At 64.6% G+C, this 26,965-nt stretch carries 28 protein-coding genes; 10 read left to right on the plus strand and 18 right to left on the minus strand.

Annotated features, from left to right (window positions below; all coding sequences use genetic code 11):
* Positions 1-188 precede the first annotated feature (188 nt).
* The 10 genes from AC1DNE_RS26105 (at position 189) to AC1DNE_RS26150 (ending at position 11,005) form a co-directional block, all read left to right on the plus strand.
* Positions 189-1,166: an AraC family transcriptional regulator gene (locus tag AC1DNE_RS26105; protein ID WP_441469012.1), complete on the plus strand. Its 978-nt coding sequence runs from the start codon at positions 189-191 to the stop codon at positions 1,164-1,166.
* A gap of 284 nt (positions 1,167-1,450) precedes the next feature.
* On the plus strand, positions 1,451-1,693 hold the full coding sequence (locus tag AC1DNE_RS26110; RefSeq protein WP_441469501.1) for an STAS domain-containing protein: 243 nt from the start codon (positions 1,451-1,453) through the stop codon (positions 1,691-1,693).
* Positions 1,694-1,724: 31 nt separating this feature from the next.
* Entirely contained in the window at positions 1,725-2,087 is a 363-nt protein-coding gene (locus tag AC1DNE_RS26115) for a response regulator (RefSeq protein ID WP_441469013.1), read from the plus strand.
* Entirely contained in the window at positions 2,087-4,105 is a 2,019-nt protein-coding gene (locus AC1DNE_RS26120; protein ID WP_476765242.1) for a chemotaxis protein CheA, read from the plus strand. The genes AC1DNE_RS26115 and AC1DNE_RS26120 overlap by 1 nt, the downstream gene beginning before the upstream one ends.
* A 77-nt stretch (positions 4,106-4,182) precedes the next feature.
* The gene (locus AC1DNE_RS26125) at positions 4,183-4,593 is read left to right on the plus strand and encodes a chemotaxis protein CheW (RefSeq protein WP_441469015.1); all 411 of its coding nucleotides are present in this window, start codon (positions 4,183-4,185) and stop codon (positions 4,591-4,593) included.
* Positions 4,594-4,620: 27 nt separating this feature from the next.
* Positions 4,621-6,699, plus strand: a complete 2,079-nt coding sequence (locus AC1DNE_RS26130; RefSeq protein WP_476765243.1) for a HAMP domain-containing methyl-accepting chemotaxis protein — start codon at positions 4,621-4,623, stop codon at positions 6,697-6,699.
* Positions 6,700-6,782: 83 nt separating this feature from the next.
* The gene (locus AC1DNE_RS26135) at positions 6,783-7,259 is read left to right on the plus strand and encodes a chemotaxis protein CheW (protein ID WP_476765244.1); all 477 of its coding nucleotides are present in this window, start codon (positions 6,783-6,785) and stop codon (positions 7,257-7,259) included.
* A gap of 23 nt (positions 7,260-7,282) precedes the next feature.
* Complete coding sequence (locus tag AC1DNE_RS26140) at positions 7,283-8,158, plus strand: CheR family methyltransferase (protein ID WP_476841271.1); 876 nt, start codon at positions 7,283-7,285, stop codon at positions 8,156-8,158.
* Positions 8,155-9,252 (plus strand): protein-glutamate methylesterase/protein-glutamine glutaminase, encoded by a 1,098-nt coding sequence (locus AC1DNE_RS26145; protein WP_476765246.1) that lies wholly within the window; start codon positions 8,155-8,157, stop codon positions 9,250-9,252. Before AC1DNE_RS26140 ends, AC1DNE_RS26145 begins: the two co-directional genes overlap by 4 nt.
* 19 nt (positions 9,253-9,271) lie before the next feature.
* Positions 9,272-11,005, plus strand: coding sequence for a hypothetical protein (locus AC1DNE_RS26150; protein WP_476765247.1), 1,734 nt, complete (start codon positions 9,272-9,274; stop codon positions 11,003-11,005).
* 91 nt (positions 11,006-11,096) lie between these two features.
* Here the strand turns inward: AC1DNE_RS26150 and AC1DNE_RS26155 are convergent, their stop codons facing one another.
* The 18 genes from AC1DNE_RS26155 to AC1DNE_RS26240 all read right to left on the minus strand — a co-directional run bounded on the left by AC1DNE_RS26155 (position 11,097) and on the right by AC1DNE_RS26240 (position 26,965).
* Entirely contained in the window at positions 11,097-11,969 is an 873-nt protein-coding gene (locus AC1DNE_RS26155) for an amino acid ABC transporter substrate-binding protein (protein ID WP_441469021.1), read from the minus strand.
* Between the two features lie 59 nt (positions 11,970-12,028).
* Positions 12,029-13,099 carry an NAD/NADP octopine/nopaline dehydrogenase family protein gene (locus tag AC1DNE_RS26160; protein ID WP_476841272.1) on the minus strand — a complete coding sequence of 357 codons (1,071 nt, stop codon included), beginning with the start codon at positions 13,097-13,099 and terminating at the stop codon, positions 12,029-12,031.
* Between the two features lie 89 nt (positions 13,100-13,188).
* On the minus strand, positions 13,189-13,788 hold the full coding sequence (locus AC1DNE_RS26165; protein WP_441469023.1) for a helix-turn-helix domain-containing protein: 600 nt from the start codon (positions 13,786-13,788) through the stop codon (positions 13,189-13,191).
* A 7-nt stretch (positions 13,789-13,795) separates the two neighbouring features.
* Positions 13,796-14,524: an amino acid ABC transporter ATP-binding protein gene (locus tag AC1DNE_RS26170; RefSeq protein ID WP_476765249.1), complete on the minus strand. Its 729-nt coding sequence runs from the start codon at positions 14,522-14,524 to the stop codon at positions 13,796-13,798.
* Positions 14,521-15,177 (minus strand): amino acid ABC transporter permease, encoded by a 657-nt coding sequence (locus tag AC1DNE_RS26175; RefSeq protein WP_441469025.1) that lies wholly within the window; start codon positions 15,175-15,177, stop codon positions 14,521-14,523. Before AC1DNE_RS26175 ends, AC1DNE_RS26170 begins: the two co-directional genes overlap by 4 nt.
* On the minus strand, positions 15,174-15,893 hold the full coding sequence (locus AC1DNE_RS26180) for an amino acid ABC transporter permease (RefSeq protein ID WP_441469026.1): 720 nt from the start codon (positions 15,891-15,893) through the stop codon (positions 15,174-15,176). The genes AC1DNE_RS26175 and AC1DNE_RS26180 overlap by 4 nt, the downstream gene beginning before the upstream one ends.
* Before the next feature lie 335 nt (positions 15,894-16,228).
* Positions 16,229-16,408 (minus strand): hypothetical protein, encoded by a 180-nt coding sequence (locus AC1DNE_RS26185; protein ID WP_441469027.1) that lies wholly within the window; start codon positions 16,406-16,408, stop codon positions 16,229-16,231.
* A 1,247-nt stretch (positions 16,409-17,655) separates the two neighbouring features.
* Complete coding sequence (locus AC1DNE_RS26190) at positions 17,656-18,057, minus strand: hypothetical protein (protein WP_441469028.1); 402 nt, start codon at positions 18,055-18,057, stop codon at positions 17,656-17,658.
* A gap of 30 nt (positions 18,058-18,087) precedes the next feature.
* Positions 18,088-18,249, minus strand: coding sequence for a hypothetical protein (locus tag AC1DNE_RS26195; RefSeq protein ID WP_441469029.1), 162 nt, complete (start codon positions 18,247-18,249; stop codon positions 18,088-18,090).
* Between the two features lie 555 nt (positions 18,250-18,804).
* Positions 18,805-19,698, minus strand: a complete 894-nt coding sequence (locus tag AC1DNE_RS26200) for a hypothetical protein (RefSeq protein WP_476841273.1) — start codon at positions 19,696-19,698, stop codon at positions 18,805-18,807.
* Between the two features lie 615 nt (positions 19,699-20,313).
* Positions 20,314-21,378, minus strand: a complete 1,065-nt coding sequence (gene arsB / locus AC1DNE_RS26205; RefSeq protein ID WP_441469031.1) for an ACR3 family arsenite efflux transporter — start codon at positions 21,376-21,378, stop codon at positions 20,314-20,316.
* 7 nt (positions 21,379-21,385) lie between these two features.
* The gene (arsC, locus tag AC1DNE_RS26210) at positions 21,386-21,811 is read right to left on the minus strand and encodes an arsenate reductase (glutaredoxin) (RefSeq protein ID WP_441469032.1); all 426 of its coding nucleotides are present in this window, start codon (positions 21,809-21,811) and stop codon (positions 21,386-21,388) included.
* Positions 21,812-21,871: 60 nt separating this feature from the next.
* On the minus strand, positions 21,872-22,228 hold the full coding sequence (locus AC1DNE_RS26215) for an ArsR/SmtB family transcription factor (protein ID WP_441469033.1): 357 nt from the start codon (positions 22,226-22,228) through the stop codon (positions 21,872-21,874).
* A 176-nt stretch (positions 22,229-22,404) separates the two neighbouring features.
* Positions 22,405-23,310, minus strand: a complete 906-nt coding sequence (locus AC1DNE_RS26220) for a LysR family transcriptional regulator (protein WP_441469034.1) — start codon at positions 23,308-23,310, stop codon at positions 22,405-22,407.
* A gap of 12 nt (positions 23,311-23,322) precedes the next feature.
* Positions 23,323-23,658 (minus strand): ferredoxin, encoded by a 336-nt coding sequence (gene fdxA / locus AC1DNE_RS26225; RefSeq protein WP_441469035.1) that lies wholly within the window; start codon positions 23,656-23,658, stop codon positions 23,323-23,325.
* A 15-nt stretch (positions 23,659-23,673) separates the two neighbouring features.
* Positions 23,674-24,453, minus strand: a complete 780-nt coding sequence (locus tag AC1DNE_RS26230; RefSeq protein WP_441469036.1) for an enoyl-CoA hydratase-related protein — start codon at positions 24,451-24,453, stop codon at positions 23,674-23,676.
* The gene (locus tag AC1DNE_RS26235) at positions 24,453-25,619 is read right to left on the minus strand and encodes a CaiB/BaiF CoA transferase family protein (protein ID WP_441469037.1); all 1,167 of its coding nucleotides are present in this window, start codon (positions 25,617-25,619) and stop codon (positions 24,453-24,455) included. The genes AC1DNE_RS26230 and AC1DNE_RS26235 overlap by 1 nt, the downstream gene beginning before the upstream one ends.
* Positions 25,616-26,965 carry an FAD-dependent oxidoreductase gene (locus AC1DNE_RS26240; RefSeq protein WP_441469038.1) on the minus strand — a complete coding sequence of 450 codons (1,350 nt, stop codon included), beginning with the start codon at positions 26,963-26,965 and terminating at the stop codon, positions 25,616-25,618. Before AC1DNE_RS26240 ends, AC1DNE_RS26235 begins: the two co-directional genes overlap by 4 nt.

The raw sequence follows: 26,965 nt of genomic DNA on the forward strand, positions 1-26,965 counted from the left end.
TACGAGGAGGCTTACCTGCGCGCATACACCCGCACGCTCGGGATTGTGATGCACATACTACTCGAATTTCGATATTTAATACAAATTATCAGGCGCCGATTTTGGATGGCTCCTGACGAAATACTCAATAATTACAAATTTGAATCGAGCATTAATTTATATATTTGATATGTATTTAGGATATATACGTGGATATTATCAATAATACATTCATCAATATCAACCTTCCTGCAGTTGAATCCGAGGATCTGATCTTATCATACGAACGCATATTGGGGTATCACTTTCGAACTGAAGAAAACGCGGACAGATCCGGTAGCAACAAGCTCCTATCGATCAAGATCGCCAACACGACGATCATGCTGTCGAGGGTGTCGCAGAGCCTCGAAGGAGCCTTCGTCGATTGCCCGGACAACATCACCGCCATCTTTGTCCTATCGGGGGATGTGCGCCTCGAGGTCCAAGACGGGCTCCTGACTTGTCGCAGGGGCGACGGAGTTGCGTTGAACACCTCCTTGGCGCGGCGAGTGACCTTCTTGGCGGGAACCGAGTTCTGTATGTTCAAGGTCCGGATCGATGACATCGTTCCGCTCTTGGAAAGACTGGCTGGGCGCCGGCTCGATGAGCAGCTTCAGATCGCCACCAGCTTCGACATCCGTCAGGGGACGGGCTATGTGCTTGCCGCGATTCTCGCTGCGACCGTCGCCGGATCGTCGGGCGGCAGAACTCCGGAGATCTCGCCCTGCGCCGCCGATTTCCTGCAATCGAGCTGGGTCGCGCTGGTGCTGGAAAACCTTCCCCATAATTACTCGCGGGGCATGTCGCACGGGGGCACGCAGAATGCTCCCCTGCAGATCAGGCGAGCTGTCGACCACATCCTCGCCCATGCTCACGAGGACATTACGGTCCAGGATGTAGCCCACGCGGCGGGGGTTGGCCTTCGAACGTTGCAGCAGAGCTTCCGAAAGGTCCTGCGGACGTCGCCGCAGGAATACATCAAGGCCGCCAAGCTCCACGGCGCGCGCCGCGAGCTAGAGGATCCGCATTCGCAACGCTCGGTAGAGGAGATCGCGCGCCGGTGGGGCTTCGCCAACCGCGGTCATTTTGCCGCGCAGTATCGCCGACTTTTCGGCGAGTTGCCGTCAGAGACTCGTCGCGCACGGTGAATGCTGTTGCCCACCGAAACGGGAAGCCCCGGCGGCTCCGACGCCCAAATTGCGCGTATGGTAAACGCGGAGTTACGCAACTACTCCACTGCGACTCCGGGAGCGCACGCACGACTCGCTCGGCGAACAACCGTAAAGAATTGTATAATATTCGTCGCAACTCCCTTAATATGTCATCAATCTAGTTCGTAAGACATGTGCATCCGGATGATGTTTTCATTGGGAGAGCACTGAGTATGCCGCAGGCGATACCGGAATCGATCGCAACACCGGTTCGGCTCAGCATGCCGCCGGATTGTTCGATCAGGGGCGTAGGCGCCGTCGCGGAAAGGATGCGCGACCTGCTTGCCGCAGGCCAACCCGCCGAGATCGACTGCGCGAACATCGAGGCCGCCGACATCACCTTCGTTCAGCTCGTTGTCAGCGCCCGCTGCAGCTTCGCTGCGCGCGGGCTGCGGCTGACGATCGAAGGGGCCTCCGCGGCCGTTGTTTCGGCCTTCGCCCGCACCAGCGTTTCACTGGCGTAAACACCCGCCTTCTTTCCGGAAAGTGATGATTATGGCCAGCGTTCTGACGGTGGATGATTCTCCAAGCATTCGGCAGATGATCAAGCTCGTCCTTGGCGGCGCCGGCCATCAGGTAGCCGAGGCTGGCGATGGCGCCGATGGGCTGGCCAAGGCGAAGGCGCAGCGCTTCGACCTCGTGATCACCGATCTCAACATGCCGGTGATGAACGGGCTGGACATGATCCGCGGCATGCGGGCGCTGCCCAGCTTCACCGGCGTGCCGATCGTCTTCCTGACGACCGAATCCAATGAAGTGATGAAGCAACAGGCCAAGGCTGCCGGCGCGACGGGCTGGATCACCAAGCCCTTCAAGCCCGAGCAGCTTCTCGCGGTCGTCGCCAAGCTGGTGCGCTGATGCAGGAGCTCGATCCGGCAGAGATCTTTCGGCAGGAAGCCGCCGAACTGCTCGAGACGCTCGAGACGGTGCTGCTAGACCTAGGTCAGCGACCAAACGAAGGCCATCTCGTCGATGCCGCCTTCAGGGCCTTGCATACCATCAAAGGCTCCGGCGCAATGTTCGGCTTCGACCGCGTTGCCGCCTTCACCCATGATTTCGAAACCGCCTTCGACCTGATCCGCAAGGGCCGGATCGAGGCGAACCATGACATCGTCACCGTCGCGCTCTCGGCCAAGGACTACATCCGGATCCTCATCGAGGATCCCGACTCCACAGACGAGATCATCGGTGAGGCTATCGTAGCGGGATTGCACCGCCTGGTCGCAGGGCTCGGCGACGCTCCGGCGGCGGCGAATGCGCCGACCGCGCCTGATCTGGCGCCGGGTTGGCTGATCGACATCGCTTTCCTGCCGGACGTCCTGCGCAACGGCACCGATCCGCTCAACCTGCTTGATGAACTGCGCGACCTCGGCCCCTGCTCGGTCACCGCCCATCTCGACGATGTGCCCGATCTTGCTGCGCTGGATCCGGAAGGCTGCTTCATCCGCTGGCGGGTCGCACTGAGTGCTCCGTGCCCGCGCGAGGCGATCGAAGACATCTTCACGTTCGTTCGGGACGAAATGACGCTCGCGATCACGCCGCTCGACGCCGGCGCATCGCAGGAGACGGTGACTGCGTCCGGCGCCGTCACCGATGCGGCGGCAGCTCCCGCATTGGTCACGCCCACCCCCTCGGCAGCAGCCAAGAACAAGCCGGCGGCCGGGAAGATCGAATACAACCGCCGGGCGGACGACAAGAGCTCGACCGTGCGCGTCCAGGCCGAACGGCTGGACGAACTCATGGACCGTGTCGGGGAGCTGGTCATCGCCCAGGCTCGCCTGTCCCAGCTGGCCCATGCCAGCGAAGACCTTGCGATCAAGGCCATCGCCGAGGAGATCGAGAGGCTCGCCTCTGGCCTGCGCGATACGACCATGGGCGTGCGCATGGTGCCGATGGGCTCGCTCTTCGGGCGTTTCCGGCGTCTCGTCCACGATCTCTCGCGCGACCTCGCCAAGCCGGTCGAGTTCGTCACGGTCGGCGAGGACACCGAGATGGACAAGACCATGATCGAGCGCCTCGCCGACCCGCTGGTCCACCTCATCCGCAACGCCATCGACCACGGCATCGAAAGCCCCGAGCGCCGTGCCGCGATCGGCAAGCCGGCGAGCGGCCGCATCGAGCTCTCCGCACGCTATGTCGGCGCCCAGGTCCTGGTCTCCGTACAGGACGATGGCGGCGGCCTCGACACAGATCGCATCCGCGGCAAGGCAGAGGAGCAGGGACTGCTCCAGGCCGGCGCCAGCCTCTCCGAACACGACATCCATCAGCTCCTCTTTCACCCCGGCTTCTCGACGGCGCGGACTGTCTCGGCACTGTCCGGCCGTGGTGTGGGCATGGACGTGGTGAAGCGCACCATCGAGGGCATGCGCGGATCGATCGACCTGGCCACCATCCCGGGCCATGGTTCGGCCATGACGCTGCGCCTGCCGCTGACGTTGGCCATCATCGATGGCCTGCTGATCCGGGTCGGCGAGGGGCGCTACATCATCCCGCTCTCGGCGGTCGAGGAATGCATCGAGCTGACCCTTGCCGACGAGAACCGCTCCAGGGCGCGCAGCTTCCTCAGCGTGCGCGGAGAGCTTGTCCCGTTCTTGCGGCTGCGCGAGCAGTTCGGCGCGGTGGGCGAGCCGGACCCACATCCCAAGGTCATCATCATCTCGACCGGCGAGGTCAGGGTCGGACTCGTCGCCGACCAGATCATCGGCAGCCACCAGACGGTGATCAAGTCGCTGTCGAAGCTGCATGCCGACGTCACGATGTTCTCGGGCGCCACCATTCTCGGCGACGGTTCGGCGGCGCTGATCCTCGACGTGGCCCAGCTCGTCGGGCTGGGGCAAACGCAGGCCGAAATGGGCAAGATGACGGAGGCGGCGTGATGATGCGGACGCAAACGCCCCCCATGCGGGCCGGCGTCTCTCCGGGCCCCGCTTCGCGCGGCGCCATGAAAGCCCTGATGATCAGCCTCGGCCCGGAGATCTTCGCGATCGAGACCGAGATGGTCCGGGAGATCATCGACCCGGTCCCGCTGACCCGCGTCGCAGGAGCCCGTCCGCATCTGCCCGGGCTGATCAATGTCCGCGGCAACATCATCCCGCTCGCCGATATGCGCGAGCGCTTCGGGATGCCGCAGATCGAAGCCACGCCCGACACCCGCATCGTCGTGATCGAGGTCGAGATCGACGGCGACCCCGTCACGCTCGGCATCATCGCCGACAAAGTCTACGAGGTCACCGAGATCTCGCAAGACGATACCCAGACGACTCCACGATTCGGCATGAGCTGGCGACCTGAATACATTCGATTCATCACGAAATGGAACGGCGAATTCATCATAATTCCCTGCATATCGACCATATTGATTTAAAGAAATCGACGCAGATCGGGGCCACACATGCGATTCACCATCAAAGCAAAGCTTGCGACGTCGTTCGGCGTCATCATCGCCCTTTCGGTCACCGCCGGGGGCCTTGCCTACAATCGCCTGGCAGAGATGGAGGAGGCCCAGCAGCGAATCTTGCGGCAGGCCAAGCAGGTCAGCCTGCTCGGTGATCTTCAGGCGGAATTCGAAGGCCAGGTCCGCTCCGAGAAAAACGTGATCCTGGCGTCCGAAGGCCGGGACATCGAGGCTTTCGCTGCCGATGTTCTTCAACGGCGGGAGAAAGCCGGCAAGATCATCGCCGAGCTCGAGCAGAAGGCCAGCGATCAGGGCAAGATGCTGCTCGACAAGATCGTCGGCACCCGAAAGACGCTCGACACGGTTCAGGACGAGACCATCCGGCAAGCGAAGCTCAATTCCGGCAACAAGGCCGAGGCTCTGTGGACCGCGCGCGGTCTTCCTGCTCTGAACGCCCAGAACACCGCTTTGGACAGCCTCGCCCGCGATCTCGCTCAGCAAGGCGGCTCGGCGCAAGAGGCGGCGGCGCGCCAGGTTCTGATGATGCGCTATCAGACCGCTCGCGCGCTGCGGATGACCTATGAGATCTTCACGGCGACCACCGAAAGCGAACTTGCCGCCCGCAGCGCGGCCGCTTTGACCCAGACGGAACTCCTGCGCCCGGCCACCGCATCGGCCCTGTCCGCGCTGAAGGAGGCCGGTCTCTCGATCGGGTCTCTCGAAGCCCAGTCCGAGCAGTTGCAGACGGCCATGAGGAGCGCCATCGAGGTCGCGCGCGAAGGCGGGAACATCAAGGCGACGCAGCTCAGCAAGGGCGACGGACGCAACGCACTGAACGCCACGATCGCGGCCATGGATCAGTACAGCACCTTCGCCGAAAAGCGGATGGGCGAGATCAGCGCCGACGCGGCCGAAGTGGCGAGCCTCGCCAAGATGTTGCTGGTCGCGATCGTCGCCATCTCGGCCCTGATCTCGATGGTCGTCGCGACCTGGATGGCGCTCGGCATCAGCCGCGGTCTCGCCGGTGCCGTCGGCCTCGCCAATGCCGTGGCCGCGGGCGATCTGACCCGCACGATGAGCGCCCGCAGCAATGACGAGGTCGGCGACCTGCTGACCGCATTGAACGGCACCGTCGAGAGGCTGCGCGAGGTCGTGTCCGACGCTTTGCGCGCCGCCGAAAACGTCTCCGCCGGCTCGCAGGAGCTGTCGGCCAGCGCCGAGCAGCTTTCGCAGGGCTCTACGGAACAGGCCTCCTCCACCGAAGAGGCCTCGGCCTCGATGGAGGAGATGGCGGCGAATGTGAAGCAGAACGCCGAGAACGCCAGCCAGACCGAGCAGATCGCGGCCCAGTCGGCCAAGGACGCGGAGGCCTCGGGCATCGCGGTCGGCAAGGCGGTGGACGCCATGCAGACCATCGCCTCCAAGATCACCATCATCCAGGAGATCGCGCGCCAGACCGACCTGCTCGCCCTCAACGCGGCCGTCGAGGCCGCCCGGGCGGGCGAGCACGGCAAGGGTTTCGCCGTCGTCGCCTCCGAGGTCCGCAAGCTCGCCGAGCGCAGCCAGGCTGCCGCCGCCGATATCGGCACGCTGTCGACCGATACGGTCAAGGTCGCGCAGGAGGCCGGCTCCATGCTCGCCAAGCTCGTCCCCGACATCAAGAAGACCGCAGAGCTGGTCGAGGAAATCACCGCCGCTTGCCGCGAGCAGGATGTCGGCTCCGCGCAGATCAACCAGGCCATCCAGCAGCTCGACAAGGTGACGCAGCAGAACGCCGCGGCTTCGGAGGAAGTCTCCGCGACGTCCGAAGAGCTCGCGGCTCAGGCCGAGCAGCTCCAGACCGCCATCGCCTTCTTCAAGATCGATGCAGCCGGCACCGGTGTGGACCGCGCGGTGGAGCAGCTCAAGGCGCAGGCGAGCAAGATGAAGGCCGCCTCCACCCCGAAGGTTGCCAAGCCCGCGGCCGGCAAGGCGCTTGCGGCCAAGCCTCACGCGAAGGCGGCCTCCGGAGGCTTCTCCTTCGATCTCGACGACGCCCACGATGCACGGGACGCAGAGTTCCGCCGCGCCTCCTGAAGACGAGCGGGCGCTCCGCTTCGGCGGAGCCGCCTTTCCCGCCGGCTGCCGGCGCCTGACGACTTCCCCCTGCGGAGACGGCATTGACCCAGAACGCACAATATCTGACGCTCGGGATCGACGGCGAGTCCTTCGGCATCGACATCGCGCATGTGCGAGAAATCCTCGACATGCGGCCGATCTCAAAGCTCCCGCACGCCCCCGACTTCCTGCTCGGCATGATCGACGTGCGCGGCACCGGCTTCCCGATCGTCGATCTTCGCACCAAGCTCGGCCTTCCGCGCGTCGCGCCGACGGAGGCGACGCGGATCATCATTCTGGACGTGCCGCTGGACGGCCGGACTCTCGGCGTCGGTTTCGTCGCCGACCGTGTCTTCGAGGTGACGAGCCTCGATTCGGCGCAGACCGACGCGCCGCTCGACGTCGGCGGCCGTTGGCAGTCGCACTACATCGCCGGTCTCGGGCGCAAGGGCGAAGCCTTCGTCATCGTCCTAGACCTCGCACGGCTCATGGCAGGCGCCGGGGTCCCCCCTCATGTCGACGCGAGCGAAGCCGCATGACGGCCCCGGCGACGACAGAGCCCATGGGCGACCATCTCAAGGAGCGGCATTTCAATGCCATCGCGAGCCTCGTCGAGCGCAATGCCGGCATCAAGCTCCCGCGCACCAAGCGCACGATGGTCGAAGGTCGCCTGCGCAAGCGGGTCCGCGCGCTCGGCCTGAGCAGCCTTGCGGACTATGGGCACCTGCTGTTCGAACGCGGCGGCCTGGACAAGGAATACGTGCACCTGATCGACTGCGTCAGTACGAACAAGACCGACTTCTTCCGCGAGCCAAATCATTTCACGTTCCTGTGCGACACCGCGGTGCCCGCACTCCGGCGCCTGCACGGCCCCCGTCCGACCAGGCTCAAGATTTGGAGCGCTGCCTGCTCGATCGGCGCCGAGGCCTATACCATCGCGATGCTGCTGCAGGACCTCGCGAATGCCACGCGCGGAAGCTCTGGCGAACTGAGCTTTTCCATCCTCGGCACCGACATCTCGACGCAGGTTCTCGCCGCCGCACGCACCGCCATCTATCCGACCTCCTTTGTCTCGCCGATCCCGGCCCCACTGCAGCAGCGCTATCTCATGCGGGCCCGCAACCCGGCGCAGGACACGGTGCGGATCGCTCCCGAGCTGCGTCGCAGGGCCCGCTTCGAGCATCTGAACCTGATGGACGAAGCCTACCCCTTCGATCGCGACATCGATGTCATCTTCTGCCGCAACGTGCTGATCTACTTCGGCCGCCGGACCCAGGCCGAAGTGCTGTCGCGACTGGTGTCCCATCTGCGTCCCGGAGGCTATCTCCTGCTGGGGCATTCCGAATCCATGGCGGGAGCCGGGGTGCCCGGCCTCCACTCGGTCGCGCCGACCGTCTACCAGGCGAAACCGGCCGCCCTCGGGAGGAGCGCAGCATGACGCGCAAGCCCATACGTGTCCTCGTCGTCGACGATTCCGCCTCGGTGCGGCAGGTGCTGAGCTCGATCCTGTCGCAATCGCCCGGCATCGAGGTGATGGGCACGGCCGGCGATGTCTACGCGGCGACCAGGCGCATGCAGAACGAAGTGCCGGACGTGCTGATCCTCGACATCGAGATGCCGGGGATGGATGGCCTGACCTTCCTGCGCAAGATCATGGCGCAGCGGCCGATCCCGGTGATCATCTGCTCGACCCTGACCGGCACCGGCTCGCCCACCCTGTTCGAGGCGCTGGAAAGCGGGGCCGTCGAGGTGCTGGCCAAGCCGCGGATCGATACCCGCAACGCGCTGCTGGAGACCGCCGACCGGCTGCGCCATGCGGTCCATGCCGCCGCGCAGGCCAAGCCGCGGCCTCGGGCCGCACGGCCGGTCATGCAGATCGAAGCGAAGCTCACCGCCGACGTCATCATGCCGCCGCCGCTTTCCGGCCGGTTCCATGCGCGCACGGATCGCATCGCCTGCATCGGGATCTCCACCGGCGGCACCGAGACGTTGCGCGAAGTGCTGGAGGCGCTGCCGGCCAATTGCCCCGGCATTGCCGTCGTCCAGCACATGCCGGAGAAGTTCACGGCCGCCTTCGCGCGCCGGCTCGACGGCATCTGCGCCATGGAGATCAAGGAAGCAGAAGACGGCGACGAGATGAAGATCGGCCGCGTTCTGATCGCGCCCGGCAATCGCCACATGCTGCTGCAGCGGGTGGGGCAGCATTATCGCGTCGCGATCAAGGACGGTCCGCACGTCTCGCGTCACCGCCCATCCGTGGACGTGCTGTTCCGCTCGGCGGCGCAGTACGCCGGCGGCAACGCGCTTGGCATCATCATGACGGGCATGGGCGACGACGGCGCACGCGGTCTCCTGGAAATGCGCAAAGCCGGGGCGCGGACGCTGGCCCAGGATGAGGAGAGCTCGGTCGTTTTCGGCATGCCGAAGGAGGCGATCGAGTTCGGCGCGGCCGAGCGCGTCGTGCGCCTCCCGCTCATCGCGCAGGAGATCATGGCGTGGCCGCAGGCGGTGAACGCCGCCGGTCCCGCATAGCGGCATGCGTGAGGATGCGATGAACGCTCCAACAGAACGTCTGATGCGGCTGATCAGGTCATTGGAGGATCACGCCGGCTCGGTCGATGCGACCTTCGCGGTTGCGGGCCGCGATCTCGGGAAGGGACTGAACCTCTTCGACACCTTGCAGGAACGGTTGAGCGCCCTCTCCGGCCGTCTCTCCGGCGACAGGATCATCACGGCGGGCGCCGCGCTTGCACGCCTCGCCGACGATCTGCGCCCGCTGCGGCAGACGCTGGCCGAGGAGACGCGCTCCCTGGTCGACATTGCCGTACATAGCGCCGCCGCCGGCCAGACTTGGGAGAAGCTGGTCGAGCATATCCGGCTGATCACGATCATCGCCCATTACGCCCGCATCGAGTCGATCTCGATTCAGGGTGTGGGGCGCGACTTCGGCGACTTCGCCAACGAGATCTTCGAGCTGACGACCCAGGCCCAGCGTACGATCGAGGCCTGCGCGCGCGAACACGACCGGATGAGCGCGTTGCTGGCCACGGCGCTGGCTTCCCAGCGCGAATTCGAGACGCAATATGGCGCTGCGCTCTCGTCGCTCTCCGACAAGCTCTCGCTCACGCTGGCCGAGGTCGAGGATCGGCAGCGCAGCGGCATGACGCTCGCGAGCGAAGCGGCGGCGCGCTCCGGCAAGATCGCCATGGCGGCCGGGATGGCGATCGTCGCCTTGCAATCCGGCGATAGCATCCGTCAACGGCTTGAGCACGCGACCGCGGGGCTGCACTTGGCGGAGACCCTGGAGGACGGCCGCCCCGCCGACGGGCTGCCGACGGAGGCCCTGTCCCACGCCCGCGACCTGCTGCTCAGGATCGAGGCGGCACAGCTCGAGGCGAGCGCCGCCACTCTCGGCGAGGACGCCGAGCTGATCGAGCAGAACCTGCTGCTCTTGCGTGACGAAACCATGGATCTTGTCGACCTCGTCCGGTCGCTCTACGGGGCGGGCGGCGCGGATACCGGCTCCTTCATGGCGCAGCTCGGGGCCGATCTCGGCCACGCGTCGGCGCTTCTGGGCAAGTGCAACAGCGCCCGCGCCGGCGCCGATCAGGTCGCACAGGCGTTGACCGCGCTGCTCGACACTTCCCAGCAGACAGTCGACGCGCTTGCCACGACCGTCTCGAATATCGTGCTCATCGGTACGAATGCCAGCCTGCGCGCCGCGCGCGTCGGCAGCAACGGCCGCAGTCTGGTCATCATCGCGCACGAGCTGAAACTCGCCGCCGACCTCGTCGCCAGCGTCTCCAGTCGCCTGCCGGCGATCTTCGAGCAGATGCAGCGGGCCGCCGGCGAGCTGAAACGCCAGGATCGCCTCGATGCAGCACATTTCGGCGCGCTCGATCGCGAGATGAGCACCGCGCTCATCGTCGTGCAGGAGACGGCCTCGGAGCTGGCTTTGGAGCTGAGCCGCCTGATGCGCGAAGGCGCGGCCTTCGGCAAGGTCGTCGATCAGGCCCGGCTCGGCTTCTCTGGCGCGGCCGCGACGGGAGAAGCCATCGGGGCGGCCGCACATGCGGTTGCAGCGATGGCCTCCGACAAGCCCGCCGTTCCCGCTGAAATGAACGAGCTCGTGCGGGGCTGGCTGAACGGCACCGTGTGGCCGCATTACACGATGGCGATCGAACGGACGATCCATTGTGGAGTGATAGAGCCCGTCTGGGACGCGGCGGCGCAAGTATCGACGGCGGAGCCGGCTTCCGATGATGTCGATGCCCTGCTGTTCTGAGGTCCCGAGAGCGACGGCGCCGCCGAATTCGGCAGCCTAGCCGGCCATGCGGACCATGGCGGGTTAGGCTTCTATCCGGCGACGGTCGCGTTCACTCGGCGTAGGATTGCGTCGCCCAGGCCGCCTTCAGCTTCGGGCCGACATGGGCCCCCAGCGGCCCGAACCACTTCATGTACAAGGCCTCGGCCTCGCCCGACTTGAACATCTTGCCCATCGTGTGATTGACGATCCAGAGGATGGTCGGATTGAGCTTGGGCACCATGAAGCCCTGCGGCGCGTAACCATATTCGTCGCCGACGATCTCCAGCGCATCTGGCTTCTTCGACTGCTTGATCAGCCCGTAGAACGCCCCGTTGTCGCTGAAATAGGCATCGGCCCTGCGGGTTTCGACAGCGATCAAGGCGGCGGCATGGTCATCGACATTGATGACGCGCAGGTTGAGCTTGCGCTCGGCCACGAGCTTCTTGAGATCGGGTTCGCTGGTGCCGCCCGTCGCCACAGCGACGATCTTTCCGTTGAGGTCGTCATAGTTCCTGATGCCCGAGCTCTTGAGAACCAGGAGCTGGCTCGCCGAGACGTGGCTGACCGACGAGAAATCGACCTGCTTGTTGCGGCCGAAGGTGTTGACCGTTCCCTCGCATTCGAGATCGATCGTTCCGTTGGCGACGAGTGCCTGGCGATTCTGGATCGTCATCGGCACGTATTTGATCTTGATCTCCGGCAGGTTCAGCTCGGTCTTGATGTCGTCGATGATGCGCTTGCAGAACTCAACCGCGTAGCCCGTCGGGTTCTTGTTGTCGTCGAGATAGCTGAACGGAAACAGCGCCTCGCGCACGCCCATGGTGATGGTCTGGGTGTCGCGCAATTTCTTGACGATCGCGTCGACCTCCTGGGCCCCGGCCGCTGAACTCGCCAGATTCAGGGCCAGAAATGCGCCTGCAGCTGCGAAAAGATGGAATCTCATAAGCTCTCTCCCGTTTTGCGATCGCTCGCCTGGTGCCCGCCCTCGATGGAGGACGGTATCTAGAATCCGTCCTTCGCCCGCGCGGCCAGTTCCTCGCGTGTCATCACGTCGAAGCCGAGCGCGGGCAGCAGTTCGTTCTCGCGGGTGAAGTCGCGCCCATAAGCGGCCGACAGCAGGGTCAGTCCCGCCTCGTGCAACGTCGCCGGCCGCCCGATGAGCCGTCCGAGCAGCACGGTCGGCAACAATCCGTAAGGCGCATCTTCGAGAACATAGCGGCTCTCCAACGTCGCAGGGCCGAAACCGCCCTTCCCGCGGCCGTGCAGCTCGGCGTTCATCTCCGCGATGCTGGCGACCGGGAGCTGGTAGGAATAGGCATAATGCTCGTGGATCGTCCTGACCGAAACGCCAAATGCTTCGGCAATGGCGAGCCGCTCGGCATCGAGCGCTTCCATCACGCGCCCAACCGCGGGCGTGACATTCTCCGCCTGGCCCCAGCTCTCGCCGCGCTCCATCCGGGTCAGGTTGAACAGAGCAATCGCGAGATGGTTCTGAGGGTTGAGATTGCTCAGCGCGATCGCAAGCAGCCCTTCGCGGAGGACGAAACGCTCGCCGAACAGAGACGTGCACAGCGCCAGCGCTTCGGCCGACGCGTCCTGCGGCACCGTCGCGAGATCGATCTTCGAACGCAGCGAATTCACGGCGACCTCGGTCGGCGAAACCTTGCGGCCGGTCGTCAGCGTCGTGCCCCATGCGATGATCGGGGCGTGGATCTTTCGGGCTGCCAGCAATCGCGAAAGATACAGCGCACCGAAAGAGGCATGCGAGCTGATGATGACGGGCTGCCCTTCCCTCAGATGAGGCGCGATCGCATCGAACGCCATCTTGTGGGCGTAGCCCGGCATCGCGAGCATCACGACGTCGRCAGTGGCGACGGCGTCCGCGGCATTGCCAGCGATGCGCGGGTGGAAGCTGGTTTCGATCGCGGCCGTTGCGCGCAGCGGCGCGCCGGCTGCAAGCGCCTCCGTGCTCCGACCTGACGGCGACCAGAGCATCGGATCATGCCCCATGACCGATAGCTGGGCGGCGGCACCGCAGGCAGCCGCCCCCGCACCCAAGATACTAACGCGCATATGAAATCGCCTCTTCTGCTAGGAACGGCAGCCCGCCAAAAATGAGGCCCGCCGCTTCGGAGAAACTGAAACCCGGATATATTCGCGTCTTAAAGGGCATTTCGCCCCTTCGACGACTTGCGATAGAGCAGCACCATCAGGCCGCGCGACGACTTCTCCAGCGGATTGCTGATGGAATGCACCACATCGACCGGATATCGCGCCGTCTCACCTTGCCTGAGCAGGTGGCGGGAACTCCCGCTGGCGATCACGAACTCGCCGGAGAGCGCCGTGAAATGCTCGACGGCTCCTGGAGCATGAGGCGAACTGTCGAGGCATCCGCCAGCCGCGATCTCGACATCGTACCATTCGATATCGCCGGATAGGCTGGGTGGACTCAGGATGCGCAACTGGCAGGAACTGTCGGCACTGCGGATCGTCGGCGTGCGCTCCAGTGACAGCATCTCGATGGCGTTGTCGGCGCCCGCCGTCGCCTGCCTCTCTCCCAGCAACGCAACGAAGTCGATCCCCAGTCCGCGCGTCAGGCTCCAGAGCACGGCAAAGGTCGGATTGGCCTCCCCCCGCTCGATCTGCGACAGCATCGATTTTGAAACGCCCGATAGCGCGGAGAGCTGCTGCAACGTCAGACCCCGCTCCTTGCGTTGGCGTTGGAGAAGCGGGCCGATCTGAGGGGCGTTCAGCTCGTTCATTGGCCCCTCAGTGCGTCAGGACCTGCTTCAGGAATTGCTTCGCCCGCTCCGAGGAAGGCGAAGTGAAGAACTGGTCCTTGGGCGTATCCTCGACGATCTCTCCGCGATCCATGAACAGAACGCGATCCGCGACACGCTGGGCGAAGCCCATCTCATGGGTGACGACGATCATGGTCATACCCTCGAGGGCGAGTTCCTGCATGACCTCCAGCACCTCGTTGATCATCTCGGGATCAAGCGCCGAGGTCGGCTCGTCGAACAGCATCGCCTGCGGATTCATCGCCAGCGCGCGAGCGATCGACACGCGCTGCTGCTGCCCGCCGGAGAGTTGAGACGAGCGGTTGCCGAGCTTGCCGCCGAGCCCGACCCGCGTCAGGATTTTTTCGGAACGCGCGTCGGCCTCCTTCTGCGAGCGCCCGAGCACATGGACCTGCGCCAGGCTGACGTTTTGCAGCGCGGTCATGTGCGGGTAGAGCTCGAAACTCTGGAAGACCATGCCGATCCGCGAGCGCAGGGCCGGGAGATCCGTTTTCGGCGACGAGACCGAGACGCCGTCGACGGTGATCGTGCCCTGTTCGAAAGGCACCAGGCCATTGATGCACTTGATCAGCGTGCTCTTGCCGGAACCCGAAGGCCCGCAGACCACCACGACCTCGCCGAGACGAATTTCGGCCGAACAACCGCGGAGGATCTGCTGCGAGCCATAGAACTTATGCACGTCGTCCAGAACGATCATGACGGACGCCTCCTCCTGTAGAACTCGGCAACCTTCGTGATCGACAGGCAGATCACCAGATAGACGACGGCAACCAGCGAATACATCTCGGTCGCGCGCCCGTCGCGCGAGGCGACGACGCTCGCGGCGGTAAGGAAGTCGTGCAGCGACACGACATAGACCAGCGACGTATCCTGGAAGACGATCACGATCTGATTGAGGATCAGCGGCCCCATGGCCCGCATCGCCTGCGGCATCACGATCAGCCGCAGAACCTGCCAGCGGCGCAATCCAGTCGCCAGCCCCGCATCGCTCTGGCCCTTGCGGACGCTGCCGATTCCGGCGCGGATGATCTCGCAATAGAACGCCGCCTCGAACAGGACGAAGGCGATCAGCGCCGAGGTGAGCGAGCCGACCGGCCGGCCAATGGCGAGCGGCATCAGGAAATAGAACCAGAACAGCACCAGCACCAGCGGCAACGAGCGCATCACCGTGACGTAGCTGGCCGCGGGGACGGAAATCAGCCGATGCTTCGACAGCCGCATCAGCGCCAGCCCAAAACCGACGACGAGCCCGCCCAGCGTCGCGACCAGCACCAGCAGCGCGCTGAGCGCCATGCCCTCCGCGAGGAAACCGTATGATCGGGCGATCACCCCCCAGTCGAAATCGCTCACGCCGTGGCCTTTCGCAACGCGGCACCGCCGATTCGATTATCGATGAGGCGCATGAGTCCGGTCGCGCACAGGCCGATGACGAGATAGCCAATGGTCGCGAAGGTGAAGGCCTCGAAGCCCTGGAAGGTGTAGTTCTCGACATGGCGGCTCTGCGCGGTCAGTTCGAGCACGCCGATCGTCAGGCTGAGCGACGACAGTTTGATCGTGATCAGGAATTCCGAAGTCAGAGGCCCGACGATGGCGCGCAGGCCGAGCGGCAGCGCGATCAGCCGATAGGCCTGCATCGGGCGCAGACCGGTCGCGAGAGCCGCCGGCAACAGCGGCGCACCGACGGCCTCGATGCCTGCGCGAACCTGCTCGGCCACGCGCGCGCCGGCGAACAGGCCGATCGCGATCACCGCGGTGACGATCTCCGGATAGGGCAGATCACGCTTCAACCACAGGCCGACCGCGTCGGGAACGATCTCGGGCAGGACGAAGTACCACAGGAACAGCTGGACCAGCGGCGGCACGCTGCGAAACACGTCGATGTAGATGCCGGCCAGCAAGCGAGCCACCGGCGACGGGGCGCTGCGGGCGACGCCGGCGACGATGCCAATCGCCAGCGCGACGGCCCAGCTCATGATGCTGATCGCCAGAGTCAGGAGCAGACCGCTCCACAGCCAATCGACAAAAGGCTCCCGTATCAGGACCGACCAGTCCCAGCGGTAATTCATCCGGCCCCACCTATCGCAAAGGCAATTTCTACGTGTTTGCTATTCCGATATACCGGAATTGGCCCATCGACCGGGTGGATTGTCAATCAGCATTTTAGCTCGCCGAAATTTTCGGTATAGAGGCGATGAAGGCCGAATAGAGCGTCATTTACGCTTCATTACTGAACGCTTTAGATGAGTACTTTGTTTATATCTACGAACAAAAGCAATCCGGAGGGCGCCCACACCTATCCGCTATAATGAACCTAACGTGCAAGGCGGGGAACTCGATGGCATGGAAATCACGCCCCATCGAAAGCAAACCTCTGGCATTCCTTCGTATATCGCCGGCACGCTCATCGGCGGCCTTCGCGCGCGTTGAGGCTGCGCGAATCGTAACGCGCGGGAGCCGGCTCGGCGGTTTGCCCGAAATGGAGCCCCGCCACGGTGATGATCGGAAGCAGGCTGTTGCACAGCGCATGCGCGTAGACGAGCCGTTGGGCTCGCGCCCATGGTGGAGCGTCGAGACGGCTCATTCCCAGGGGTCATACCCAACAGAGCTCATGACGTTGATCACTGATGCGGCAATGCCTGGAGAGACGGCTACGATGGCTCGCCAGGAAGATTTGGATCCGAACCGAAAGCCGCGAGCAGGAGCTACGCGGCTGGCCAGGGACAGGCCCCGCCGAAAGCGATACCTGCGAGCTAGCGCGCGGAGGCGAAAGACCTCGGCGCCCCCTGCCCGACGGCTCGCTACAGACCATCGCAGATAGCGTGAAAAAGAGAGGTGCTGGCGAGCCACGGCTCCCCGTGCAGGGGGCCTCGCTTTAGGGATGCTGCAACGGGTCGAGCAGGCCGCCCTTGCTCGCACAATGTGCCGATGTTGGCCTCAGGCTGCTGCTTTAGATGCCACGCCAAGCTCGGCCAGAACAGCCTGCGGGCAAAGGCAAGCCGGATCGGTTGGCGGGGGGCCCCAAGCGGGTTGCCAGTCGAGTTCACCCTGCTGCCAGGCTGAAACAACCGCTTTCCATTGCTTGCGCTGCACAGATGCCTTCCGGCGCCGGACAGATCCGCTGTTTCGTTTAGCCATGATGGATTCGAAAGCCTGTTGTGCGCCGCGTCTAAATTTGTGCGACGCAACAAGGTAGCGACCCGGCGCCCTGGCCGACCATCCCCAGTTTGGGCATCGCGACTATGCGTCGAAGGGGCTAACCAAAAGGCCCCTTCCGCTCCGCTGCTCCGCGGGCTTGTACCGCCGGTCAGGACAGGGTCAGAGAGATAGCCGCCAGAAGAAGCCGTGACTTCACTCCCGCATCGCGGCAGGATCGGCTTCAACAAGGAGCACTCGGTATGAAGAAGTTTCTCGCGGCTGCATGCTGTCTGTTCCTCACGGGATGCGCTGCCTTCGGCGGAGTATCGGAGTCGACAGGCGTCGATCCGATGCAAAGCGACGGGCAGACTTATGTGCCTCGATCAGCAGGAAGCTTTGAGCCGCCTCCTGCCGAGGAGCGAATTACGAGCACCTGCACGATGAAGGGCCAAAACGTAAACTGCTTCTGAGCGTGGCGCTCCGGGCGAGTCCATTCTCGGCCATGGAGAACATTTCGAGCCGTTTAGGGCGTCGCTACGGCCAATCTCCGATTCGCGCTTCGGCCTTACGACGACGCCGGTAGCCCATGAATAGCAGCGACGCTCGAGCCTCTCCGTTTATCGGCGGCAAGCGTCGGCCATGACACCCTGACGCCTTTCGGCAAGGCCTTCATAGTGATCGGCACGAGGCCGGTCACATTCGGAATACCCGCATAACGATCATGCCCAGTAATTTAATCATGAAGGCGCCGATCAACAGAAGTATGCCCGCGATCACCACCGCCGCAGCGGTCTTTATTATTGCGATATCCTGAGAGTCGAAGAGAGAACACCACCAGGCGATGAAATTCAGGAACCAGCCGAGTTCGGATTCGTCTGCCGAAAATTGATACATGGCGCACCGGCTAACCTGTAGCTGAGCAGTTGGCACGCTAACACGCACGCCAGGAGCGCTCAATTCGAAGTCGTCCTCACCGGGCAGCTTCGGCTGCCCTCCGATAGTCCGACCGATCAGCCCACCTAGGCGGTTTTTTCGCGCCTGGAGGATCTTCGGTTGCGTAAGCCGACCGAGTGCCAGGCGATCTGGTCGGATCACGCTTTCTCTATCAATAGCTTAGAGGCGGCTTCAGGCTCCGCTGATCGATTGGGCCCAGCTCAGCATCTCCCAGGCCACACAGCCAAGGAACAGGAACCAAGCCACCGTCAGCGCGCCGCCGAGGACCATGATCGTGACGAGGAAAACCCCGTGGAGGCGCTTCTTCAGACGGGCCGGAATGAGTTTTTTCATGGTCGATCAGCCAACCATCCGGACCAATTCCGTAGCCGGCGGAACACGCACCTGATTGGTCACGACCAGTGAAATGGACCCGCGGAAATCCGACCACTTGGCAATAGCGGCGCCACAGCTACCGCAGAGAACCTGGCTCTCCGGCTTGAGGTCGTCCGGGATTGAAACATGTGGCGACCAGCAAGTCTCGCAACGGAACTCTGTCTGATCCAAGACGGTACCTCCCGCGATTTTTCCGTTTGTCGCGGCAAGCCTCGTTCCAGTTCATCGTCATAGCCGAAGCATCCCGCTCCACGCGGCTTTTCTTTGGCGGGTGCTCCGACAGCGACGCCATCCGCCGCCCGGTCGAGGAGAACGGCACAATGCCCAACACCCTGCCCAAGACCGACCGGCACTGGAGGAACCCGCTTCTCGCCCGTGCTCTGCCTGGATCGCAACGCCATCAAGCGCATGTGCTGCCGTCTCAAGGACTTCAGGCGCATCGGGACCCGCCGCGACCACCGCGCCGTCGACTGTCTCGCCGTCGCCGTCAGCTACCGGCGGTGAGTTCGGGCCCTAGAACCGCAGGCTCAGCCCGACGACCGGTCCGTGCTGAAGCATATCGAAGGCATAACGCCGCCGTCCTTCCCCTTGCGAATAGTCGACATAGAGCGCCCGGTAACCGATGACGCCCGAATAGGTGATGCCGTTTTTCTCGGCGAAGTCGAAGCCGTAGCCGGCGATGCCCTGCCACGAAAACTTGCTGCCGCCCCCGCCGATGTCGCCGCGCAGGAAGAGTTCCTGACCGGGCGCGACCGCGACCCGCATGCGCGCCCCGGCGAAGCCGTCGAGCCAGTCGACAGTGCCGGAGCGGGCGACCGCCACGTTGCGGCCGAAACTGAGATCGCCGATGTCGACCGTCGTGGCGAGATCGAAGGACAGATTGGCCCGCTGATACCAGTAGCGCGCACCGGCCAGGACGTCGAAGCTGACCGATCCGAAGCGCGCCACCTCATAGGTCGCCCCCGCTTCGATGATTCCCATCGAGACTTTGACGTCGGCAGCTGCGCCGACCGCACCCACGATCCCGGGCGCGGCGCTGCGCGTCGTGGCGCCGCTGCGGTCGACACCGATCTTGGACCAGACGACATTGCCGTAGAGAGAGAACCGACCGTAGCGGGCCTCCAGATCGCCCATCAGGCCGATCAGGGTTCCGCCCTCTCCGAGTGTGGCATCGATGACATCAACGAAGCTGGCATCGACCTTCACGTTTCGCCCTTTCACGGTCTGGTTGCCGTTGAGCGATGTGAGCCAGCCATAGGGCGTGAACCGGAAGGTCCATGCCGGGGGCGGCACCAGCTTCTCGGCCGGCACCGGGGGCGACAGATCGGCGGCTTCAGCCAAGCCGCCGCCAAGTCCGAGCATCATCATCAAGGTAAGCCCGCACAACCTTGAGCCGATGAGTGTCATCGTGATCCCCCTTTTGCGTTTCGTGCTTTCTCGACGCGGGAAAGGGCCTTGTCGTCCCTTAGCCAACTCGCGAGCTAGCTTGCCCGAAAGCCAACTTTCCGGACCCAGAGAAAAGGCCACTTTTACCCGTCGGATCGCTCGCCACCAGAACACCCGGGAGCGGATGTTGTCAAAGTCCGAAATGAACCGATTGTGTTGAAGACGTCGGCGTTGCTGTTGGGCTTGAAGTCCTGCTTCAGTCGTTCTCGGGCTGGATGAGGACCGGCGAATGTCGAACCATCGCGACCAACGAACGCAACGGTGTCCGCCCGGAACAGCAGAGCGGTCGCCACCACGATCAAGCTCTGCGCCTTGCAGGAATGACGGCATTGAGGGCGCGAAAGCCGAATGCCCCGATGAGGCGAGGCAACTGGAACTCGGCGCCTCCCCGACCGATGACGCCGCCCCGCGTGCCGCCGCATGCACAGCCGCCGAATGCGGTCGATTGATCGCGGAGAGATTTCATGAGCACGAGCCTTCGACGCGCGGTTGGGCCGTCATCTAGATCAGGCCCATGAACCGACGTGGCGGTGCTTTTCACGGCGAGCTCACGGCGCGCCGCAGGGCGAAGGAAGCCTACGGCGCGCCGCGCCGAGTTGGCAGGAGCTGATCGCTCGAAACGCCGCGTTCGTACCAGCCCTTCGACCGATTCACGATCCAGACGACGGTCAGCATGACCGGGACCTCGATCAGGACGCCGACAACCGTGGCGAGCGCGGCCCCGGAATTGAACCCGAACAGGCTGATCGCGGCGGCGACGGCGAGCTCGAAGAAGTTTGAGGCACCGATCAGCGCGGACGGCCCCGCAACGCAGTGCTGCTCGCCGGCTATCCGGTTCAGGAGGTAGGCCAACCCGGCATTGAGGTAGACCTGAATCAGGACAGGCACCGCCAGCAGCGCGATCACCATCGGCTGGGCGAGGATCTGTTTGCCCTGGAAGCCGAAGAGCAGGACGAGGGTGGCGAGCAGAGCAACCAGGGAAATCGGCCCCAGGCGACCGAGCAGCCTATCGAGTGTGGCCTGACCGCCGTTTGCCAGAACGCGGCTGCGGACGACCTGCGCGACGATCACGGGAATGACGATGTAGAGGACGACCGAGAGAATGAGCGTTCCCCATGGTACGGTGATCGCCGACAAGCCCAGCAGCAGGCCGACGATCGGCGCGAAGGCGATGACCATGATCGCGTCGTTGAGCGCGACCTGGCTCAGTGTGAAATGCGGTTCGCCCTTGGTCAGGTTCGACCAGACGAAGACCATGGCGGTGCACGGCGCTGCCGCCAGGATGATGAGGCCAGCGATGTAGCTGTCGATCTGATCGGCAGGCAGCCACGGCCGGAACAGCCAGGCGATGAAGATCCAGCCCAGCGCCGCCATCGAGAACGGCTTTACCGCCCAGTTGATGAAGAGCGTGACGCCGATCCCGCGCCAGTGCCGGCCGACCTGCCCCAGCGCGGCAAAATCGATTTTCAGCAGCATCGGGATGACCATCAGCCAGATCAGCACCGCGACCGGAAGGTTGACCTTGGCGATCTCGGCCGAACCGATGGCCTGGAATACGCCGGGCATGATGTGCCCCAATGCGATACCGACGACGATACACAGCGCGACCCACACTGTGAGGTAGCGTTCGAAGGTGGACATGATGACCTCAGGCGAGCGCGACGGGGCGACCGCAGGCATCGACGACCAGCTCGCCGTCCTCCTTGCGGAACTCGCCGCGCTGGGGCGGCAGCAGGGCCATAACGGCCTCGGACGGGCGGCACAGCCGCACGCCCTTGGGTGACACCACCAGCGGCCGGTTGATCAGGATGGGATGGGCTTCGATCGCATCGAGCAGGGCCTCGTCGGAAAGGGCCGGATCGCCGAGGCCAAGCTCGGCGAAGGGCGTACCCTTCTCGCGCAGAATTTCCCGGACGGTCAGCCCCGCACGGTCGAGAAGCTGCTTGAGCAGCGTCCGCATCGGCGGCGTCTTCAGATATTCGATGACGTGCGGCTCGACGCCCGCATTGCGGATCAAGCCCAGCGTGTTCCGAGACGTCCCACAGGCTGGATTGTGATAGATGACGACGTCCATCACGCCACCTCCCGGCGAGCGGAATTGTGCGTGCGGATAAACGGCACGTTGCGGACGCGATCAGGCATCGGTCGTAACCTTCGGCGGGCAGCAGGGGCTGAGTTCGGCGAGAAGCGGCGCACAGATCTCCGGGCGACCGCCGCAGCAATCCTTGAGAACGAACGCGAGCACCGCACGAAGGGCGTCGAGGTCCGCGCGGTAGACGATAGAACGACTGAACCGCTCGGAACGGACGAGACCCGCCCGGCTGAGGATGCTCAGATGGGAGGACATCGTGTTGTGGGGAACGTCGAGCTGGCGGGCGACCTCGCCGGCAGGCAGCCCCTCGGGCTCCGCGGTCACCAGCAAGCGGAAGACGTCAAGGCGGGTGCTTTGAGCCAGCGCGGCCAGGGCGAGGACGATTTGCTTACTTTCCATATGTCGAGACTTATCGACATATTTTTAGCGACGCAAGAAGCCCTGGACGGACGTGAAGGATGGCTCCGCGCCGTCAACTGTCTCGCCGCCGTCTGCGTCGCTGCCGCCGTCAGCTACGGGTCATCAGTTTGGGCCCTGGCGCCCTGGCGCCAACCACCTCCATCTCGCCCCTGAACTCAGTGGTTCGTGAGCTGCCGAAGATCGTTCATCAAGCTCTTGGAGAGCTGGGCGGCTGGAGGCGACAACGAACGGTGGGTTGCCGTAATGATGCCGATGCGCAGCATGTTCACGCCGGGGGAAGACAGAGGGCGCCATGCGATCTTGCCCTGTTCGATTTCCTTCAGGAAGCCGAGTCGGGTGAAAAAGGCGATACCGAGTCCGAGCTCGATGCAGATTCGGATCATCTGAATCGAGTTCGAGGTGATCTTCGGTTTGAGCATCGCCTTGAACTGACTGAAATCGGCGTCGGTGTCGGCGCCGCGCGGCAACGGTCCGGTCTGGTCGAGCACGGGATAGGACAGAGCCTCCTCGAAGCTGACGCTCAGGCGCGCGGTCAGCGGATGATCAACCGGCATGACCACCCCGATCGGCGCGGGAACTTCTGCAATGAAATTGACGTTCGCGGTCGACAGCGGACTGATAAAGGTCAGACCAATATCGACGGCGCCGCTGCTGACCATGCCTGCGATCTCGGCCGGCGGCGTGGCGAGCACGGTGTGGTTGATCGCGGGAAAGTCGCGCCCGAACCGCGCCAATGCCCGCGGCAGGAAGTCAACCAGAAGCGAATCGAGCGCCGCGATCGTGACGTGGCCCGAACGTGCTTCGCGAAGATCGTCGATCGCCGCGCGAACCTGCCCATAGGCTTCGATCGTCGAGGTAACGTGCTGCAGAAGCAACGTACCTGCCACCGTCAGGCGCATTCCGGCCGGAAGTCGGTCGAAGAGGGGGCCGCCGAACTCGTCCTCGAGTTTCAGAATCTGGCGGTTGATCGCACTCGCCGCGACATTCAGCTGGGCTGCTGCGCGGCGGATCGAACCCAGCCGCGCGACCTCCCGGAAATAGAACAGGGCAGCGGCATGCATGACCGGGCATCCTCAGCTTGCGGCCTTCCTCGGCCAGGCCGCCACCGTGGGATGATCGCGCGTCGTCGTCAAAGACAAGTCGGCGCCGCCGGGCTTGCCCCAGCCTGTCACCTCCGGTCCGAAGAATTCGCGATTGACCGCCGGCCATTCGGCAAGCCCGGGCGGCAGCCGGTCATCGGCGTGGATAGCCGCAACCGGGCAGACCGTCTCGCACAGGCCGCAATCGATGCACTCGTCCGGCTGGATATAGAGCGTGCGGCCGCCTTCGTAGATGCAGTCGACTGGACAGGCTGTCAGGCAAGCCTTGTCCTTGATGTCGATGCAGGCGTCCGTGATGACAAAGGGCATGGCGGACCTCCCGGTTCAGCGACCCTGCCAGACGGGCTTTCGCTTCTCCCGGAAGGCGCGGACGCCTTCGTCCGAATCCGCCGATTGTAGAGCCGCGACCAGGGCCGGCAGGCGCTGCGCCTGCGCCTCCGTCGGCGAAAGATGGGCTGTCCGGCGCGCGACCTGCTTGATCGCGCGCAGCGAAAGGGGCGCGCAGGCGAGGATATCCTGCACCCAGCGATCGACCGCGGCGTCGAGTTCCTCCTTGGCTGCAACCTCGTTGACGAGGCCGAAGCCGAGCGCTTCCTGCGCCTTGATCCGGCGCCCGGTCAGCAGCATGCCGAGCGCGTGGCGATGGGCGATCTGGCGCTGCAGCAGCACCATGCCGCCGTCGAGCGGCAAGCGGCCGACGCGCGGCTCGGTCAACCCGAAGCTCGCATGCTCGGCCGCAACGACGAGATCGCAGCCTAGAACCATTTCGAAACCGCCACCGACCGCATGACCGTTGACGCGCGCGATAACCGGGATGTCGAGTGTCTGGCGCAACGCAATGCCGCCGAAGCCCGCCGGTCGTGCGGCCGCCCAATAGGCGAGGCCGGTCAGCTCGGGATCGACATTGCGCATGTCCGCGCCGGTGCAGAAGGCGCGGTCGCCGGCGCCTGTCAGCACCGCCACGCGCACCGAGCGATCGGCCTCGATGCGCTGCCAGATCGCCTCCATCTCGGCCTCGGCCACCTGGTCGAGCGCGTTCAGAACCTCCGGCCGGTCGATGGTGACCCGGGCTACGTGATCCTCGACCGAAAAGCTGACCGGCATCAGGCCACCTTTCCGAAAGCCGACAGCCCGAGCTCGCCCAGGATTTCGTCGGTATGTTGCCCGAGGCCGGCAGGAACAACGCGGATCGTCACCGGCGCAGCCTCCATATGGATCGGCGAGCCGACCACACGCACGCGCTCGCTCGGCCCGTCAGCCTCGAGGATCATCCCGTTCACGCGGGTCTGCTCGTCGTCGAGGGCTTCGGAGAGCTGGCGCACAGGCGCGCACAGGAGGTCTTGTCGCTCGAGCCGCTCCAGCCAGTAGGCGGTGGTCTGCGCCGCAAAGCGCTCTGCGAAGATCGCCTGCAAGGCCGATTTGTTGGCGACCTGCAGCTCATGGCCAGCAAAGCGCGGATCGCCCTTCAGCGTCGGCAGGTCGAGCGCGGCGGCGATGTCACCGAGCGGATCAGCCTTGAAGGCGCCGACCATGACGAGGGCTCCGTCCTCGGTCTCGAAGACGCCGGTGAGCGGCATCGCCCCCCAATTCACCTCGCGTCCGCGCATCAGCTGCGCGGCTGCCTCCTGCGTCTGCGCCGCCAGCATCGAATCGAAAAGCGAGACGCTGATGCGCTGTCCCTTGCCGGTCTTGTGGCGCTGCAGCAGTGCAAGCAGGATACCCTGGACCATGTGCATGCCGGCCGAATAATCGGCGAAGGTGGTCGAGAGCACGGCCAGCGGCTGATCGGCATTGGCGCGCCGGAACATCACGCCCGAGAGCGCCTGGGCCAGCACGTCCTGGCCGCCCTTGTGGGCATAGGGGCCGGTGAGGCCGAAGCCGGTGCCGACCGCATAGATCAGCCGCGGGTTGCGCGCGGCAAGCGCCTCGTAGGAGAAACCCATCCGGTCCATCACACCGGCGCGGAAATTGTTGACGACGACATCCGCCTCGTCGATCAGCCGCAATACGGCGTCCTTCGCCTCCTGCTTGCGCAGGTCCAGCACGATCGAGCGCTTGTTGCGGTTGAGCGAGCAGAAGACCGGGCCCTGCAGGCCGGCGGGGTCGTTGGGAAAGGACGTGCGCGAGAGATCGCCGTAAGGCGGGCGCTCGACCTTGATGACGTCGGCCCCATAGTCGCCAAGCACCTGCGTCGCGACCGGCCCCATCATCACCTGGGTGAAGTCGACGACCTTGATGCCGGCGAGCGGCAGTTCGGCGGGGTTGGTCACGCGGCATTCTCCAGGATGGTGGCGTTTTCGGAGGGGATGTCGCCGGGATCCCCCCCCTGGGCGCGCACGCGCTTGCAGATTTCCTGCGCGGCGACATCGCGCAGGCGGCGCCCGCTGGCGACGGCCAAGGCGGCGGCGACGCCGGCCGACTGGCCCATCGCCATGCAAGGCGGAATCTCGCGCGACATCTTCTGGGCCTGTTCCGTCGCGGAATAATGCCGCCCGGCAACGACGAGCCCGTCGAGGCCGCGCGGCAGCATGGAGCGATAGGGTGTGTAGTAGTCGCGGCCGCGGGCCACCGTGTCCGCGAAATGGACCCGGTCGAGGACGTCGCGCTTGCTCACCACGTATTCGCCTTGCAGCAGCCGGGTCTGGCGCACGCCGAGCTGGGGCGCGACGTCGACGACGAAGCAGCTGCGGAAGCCGGGCATGTGCTCACGGACATAATCGACGAGGGCGTAGAGCTTGTTGCGGCCCTCGAAATCGGCACGGGTCAGGTCCTCGACGGCGAGCGCGTCGAACCCGGCCATATGGGGGCAGTTGCACCAGACGACTCCGGGCAGCGGTGTCTTAAGCCACCACATGTCCCAGGAGCCGCCCATGATGCGCTTGGCCTGCCGGTCGATGGCGGCGAAGGCGTCGGGCTCGTCATGCTGGAAGCGCTCGGCTTCGTCGGTATCGACCCCGCCGAGCCGGAACACGGTCGTGACGATGAAGGAGCCCTTTTCGTGGGCCGCGCCGGCCGAGGCGGCAACGTCGAGATCGCCGGAGGCGTCGACGACGGCATCGGCCAGGATCGCCTGTCGCCCGGACTTGGTCTCGCAGACGATGCCCGTGACCTTGCCGTTCTCGACCAGCGTGCGCGAGAACCAGGAATGAAGGCGCACATCGAGCTTCGCCTCGGTCACCATCTCGTTGGCGGCGCGCTTCCAGCCATCGGGATCGAAGGCAGCGGCCATGACGATCGGTTGCGGCTTGGTCTGGGCGCGGAAATCATGCGCTCCCCAGCGCGCCCATTTGCGGTGCATCGCCCAATCCTGGCGGCGCTCCTCGGGCGGCGGATAGACACAGGCGCCGCGCGCCGCCATGCGTTCGATCATTTCCATGCAGACGCCCTGCACGGTGACCTCGTCGCCGTTGTGCATGTCGTCGAGCACCAGCACCATGCCGCCGGAGGCGAGGCCTCCGAGATAGGGATAGCGCTCGACCATGGTGACGGCGCAGCCCTCGCGGCGGGCGCCGATCGCGGCGGCCATGCCTGCCGGCCCGCCGCCCACGACGAGCACGTCGGTCTTGGCGACGACGGGGACGGGGCCGCCCGGATCTGCGATGGTGGTCGGAGTCAT

This window comes from Allobosea sp. 05L423 (assembly GCF_056397745.1).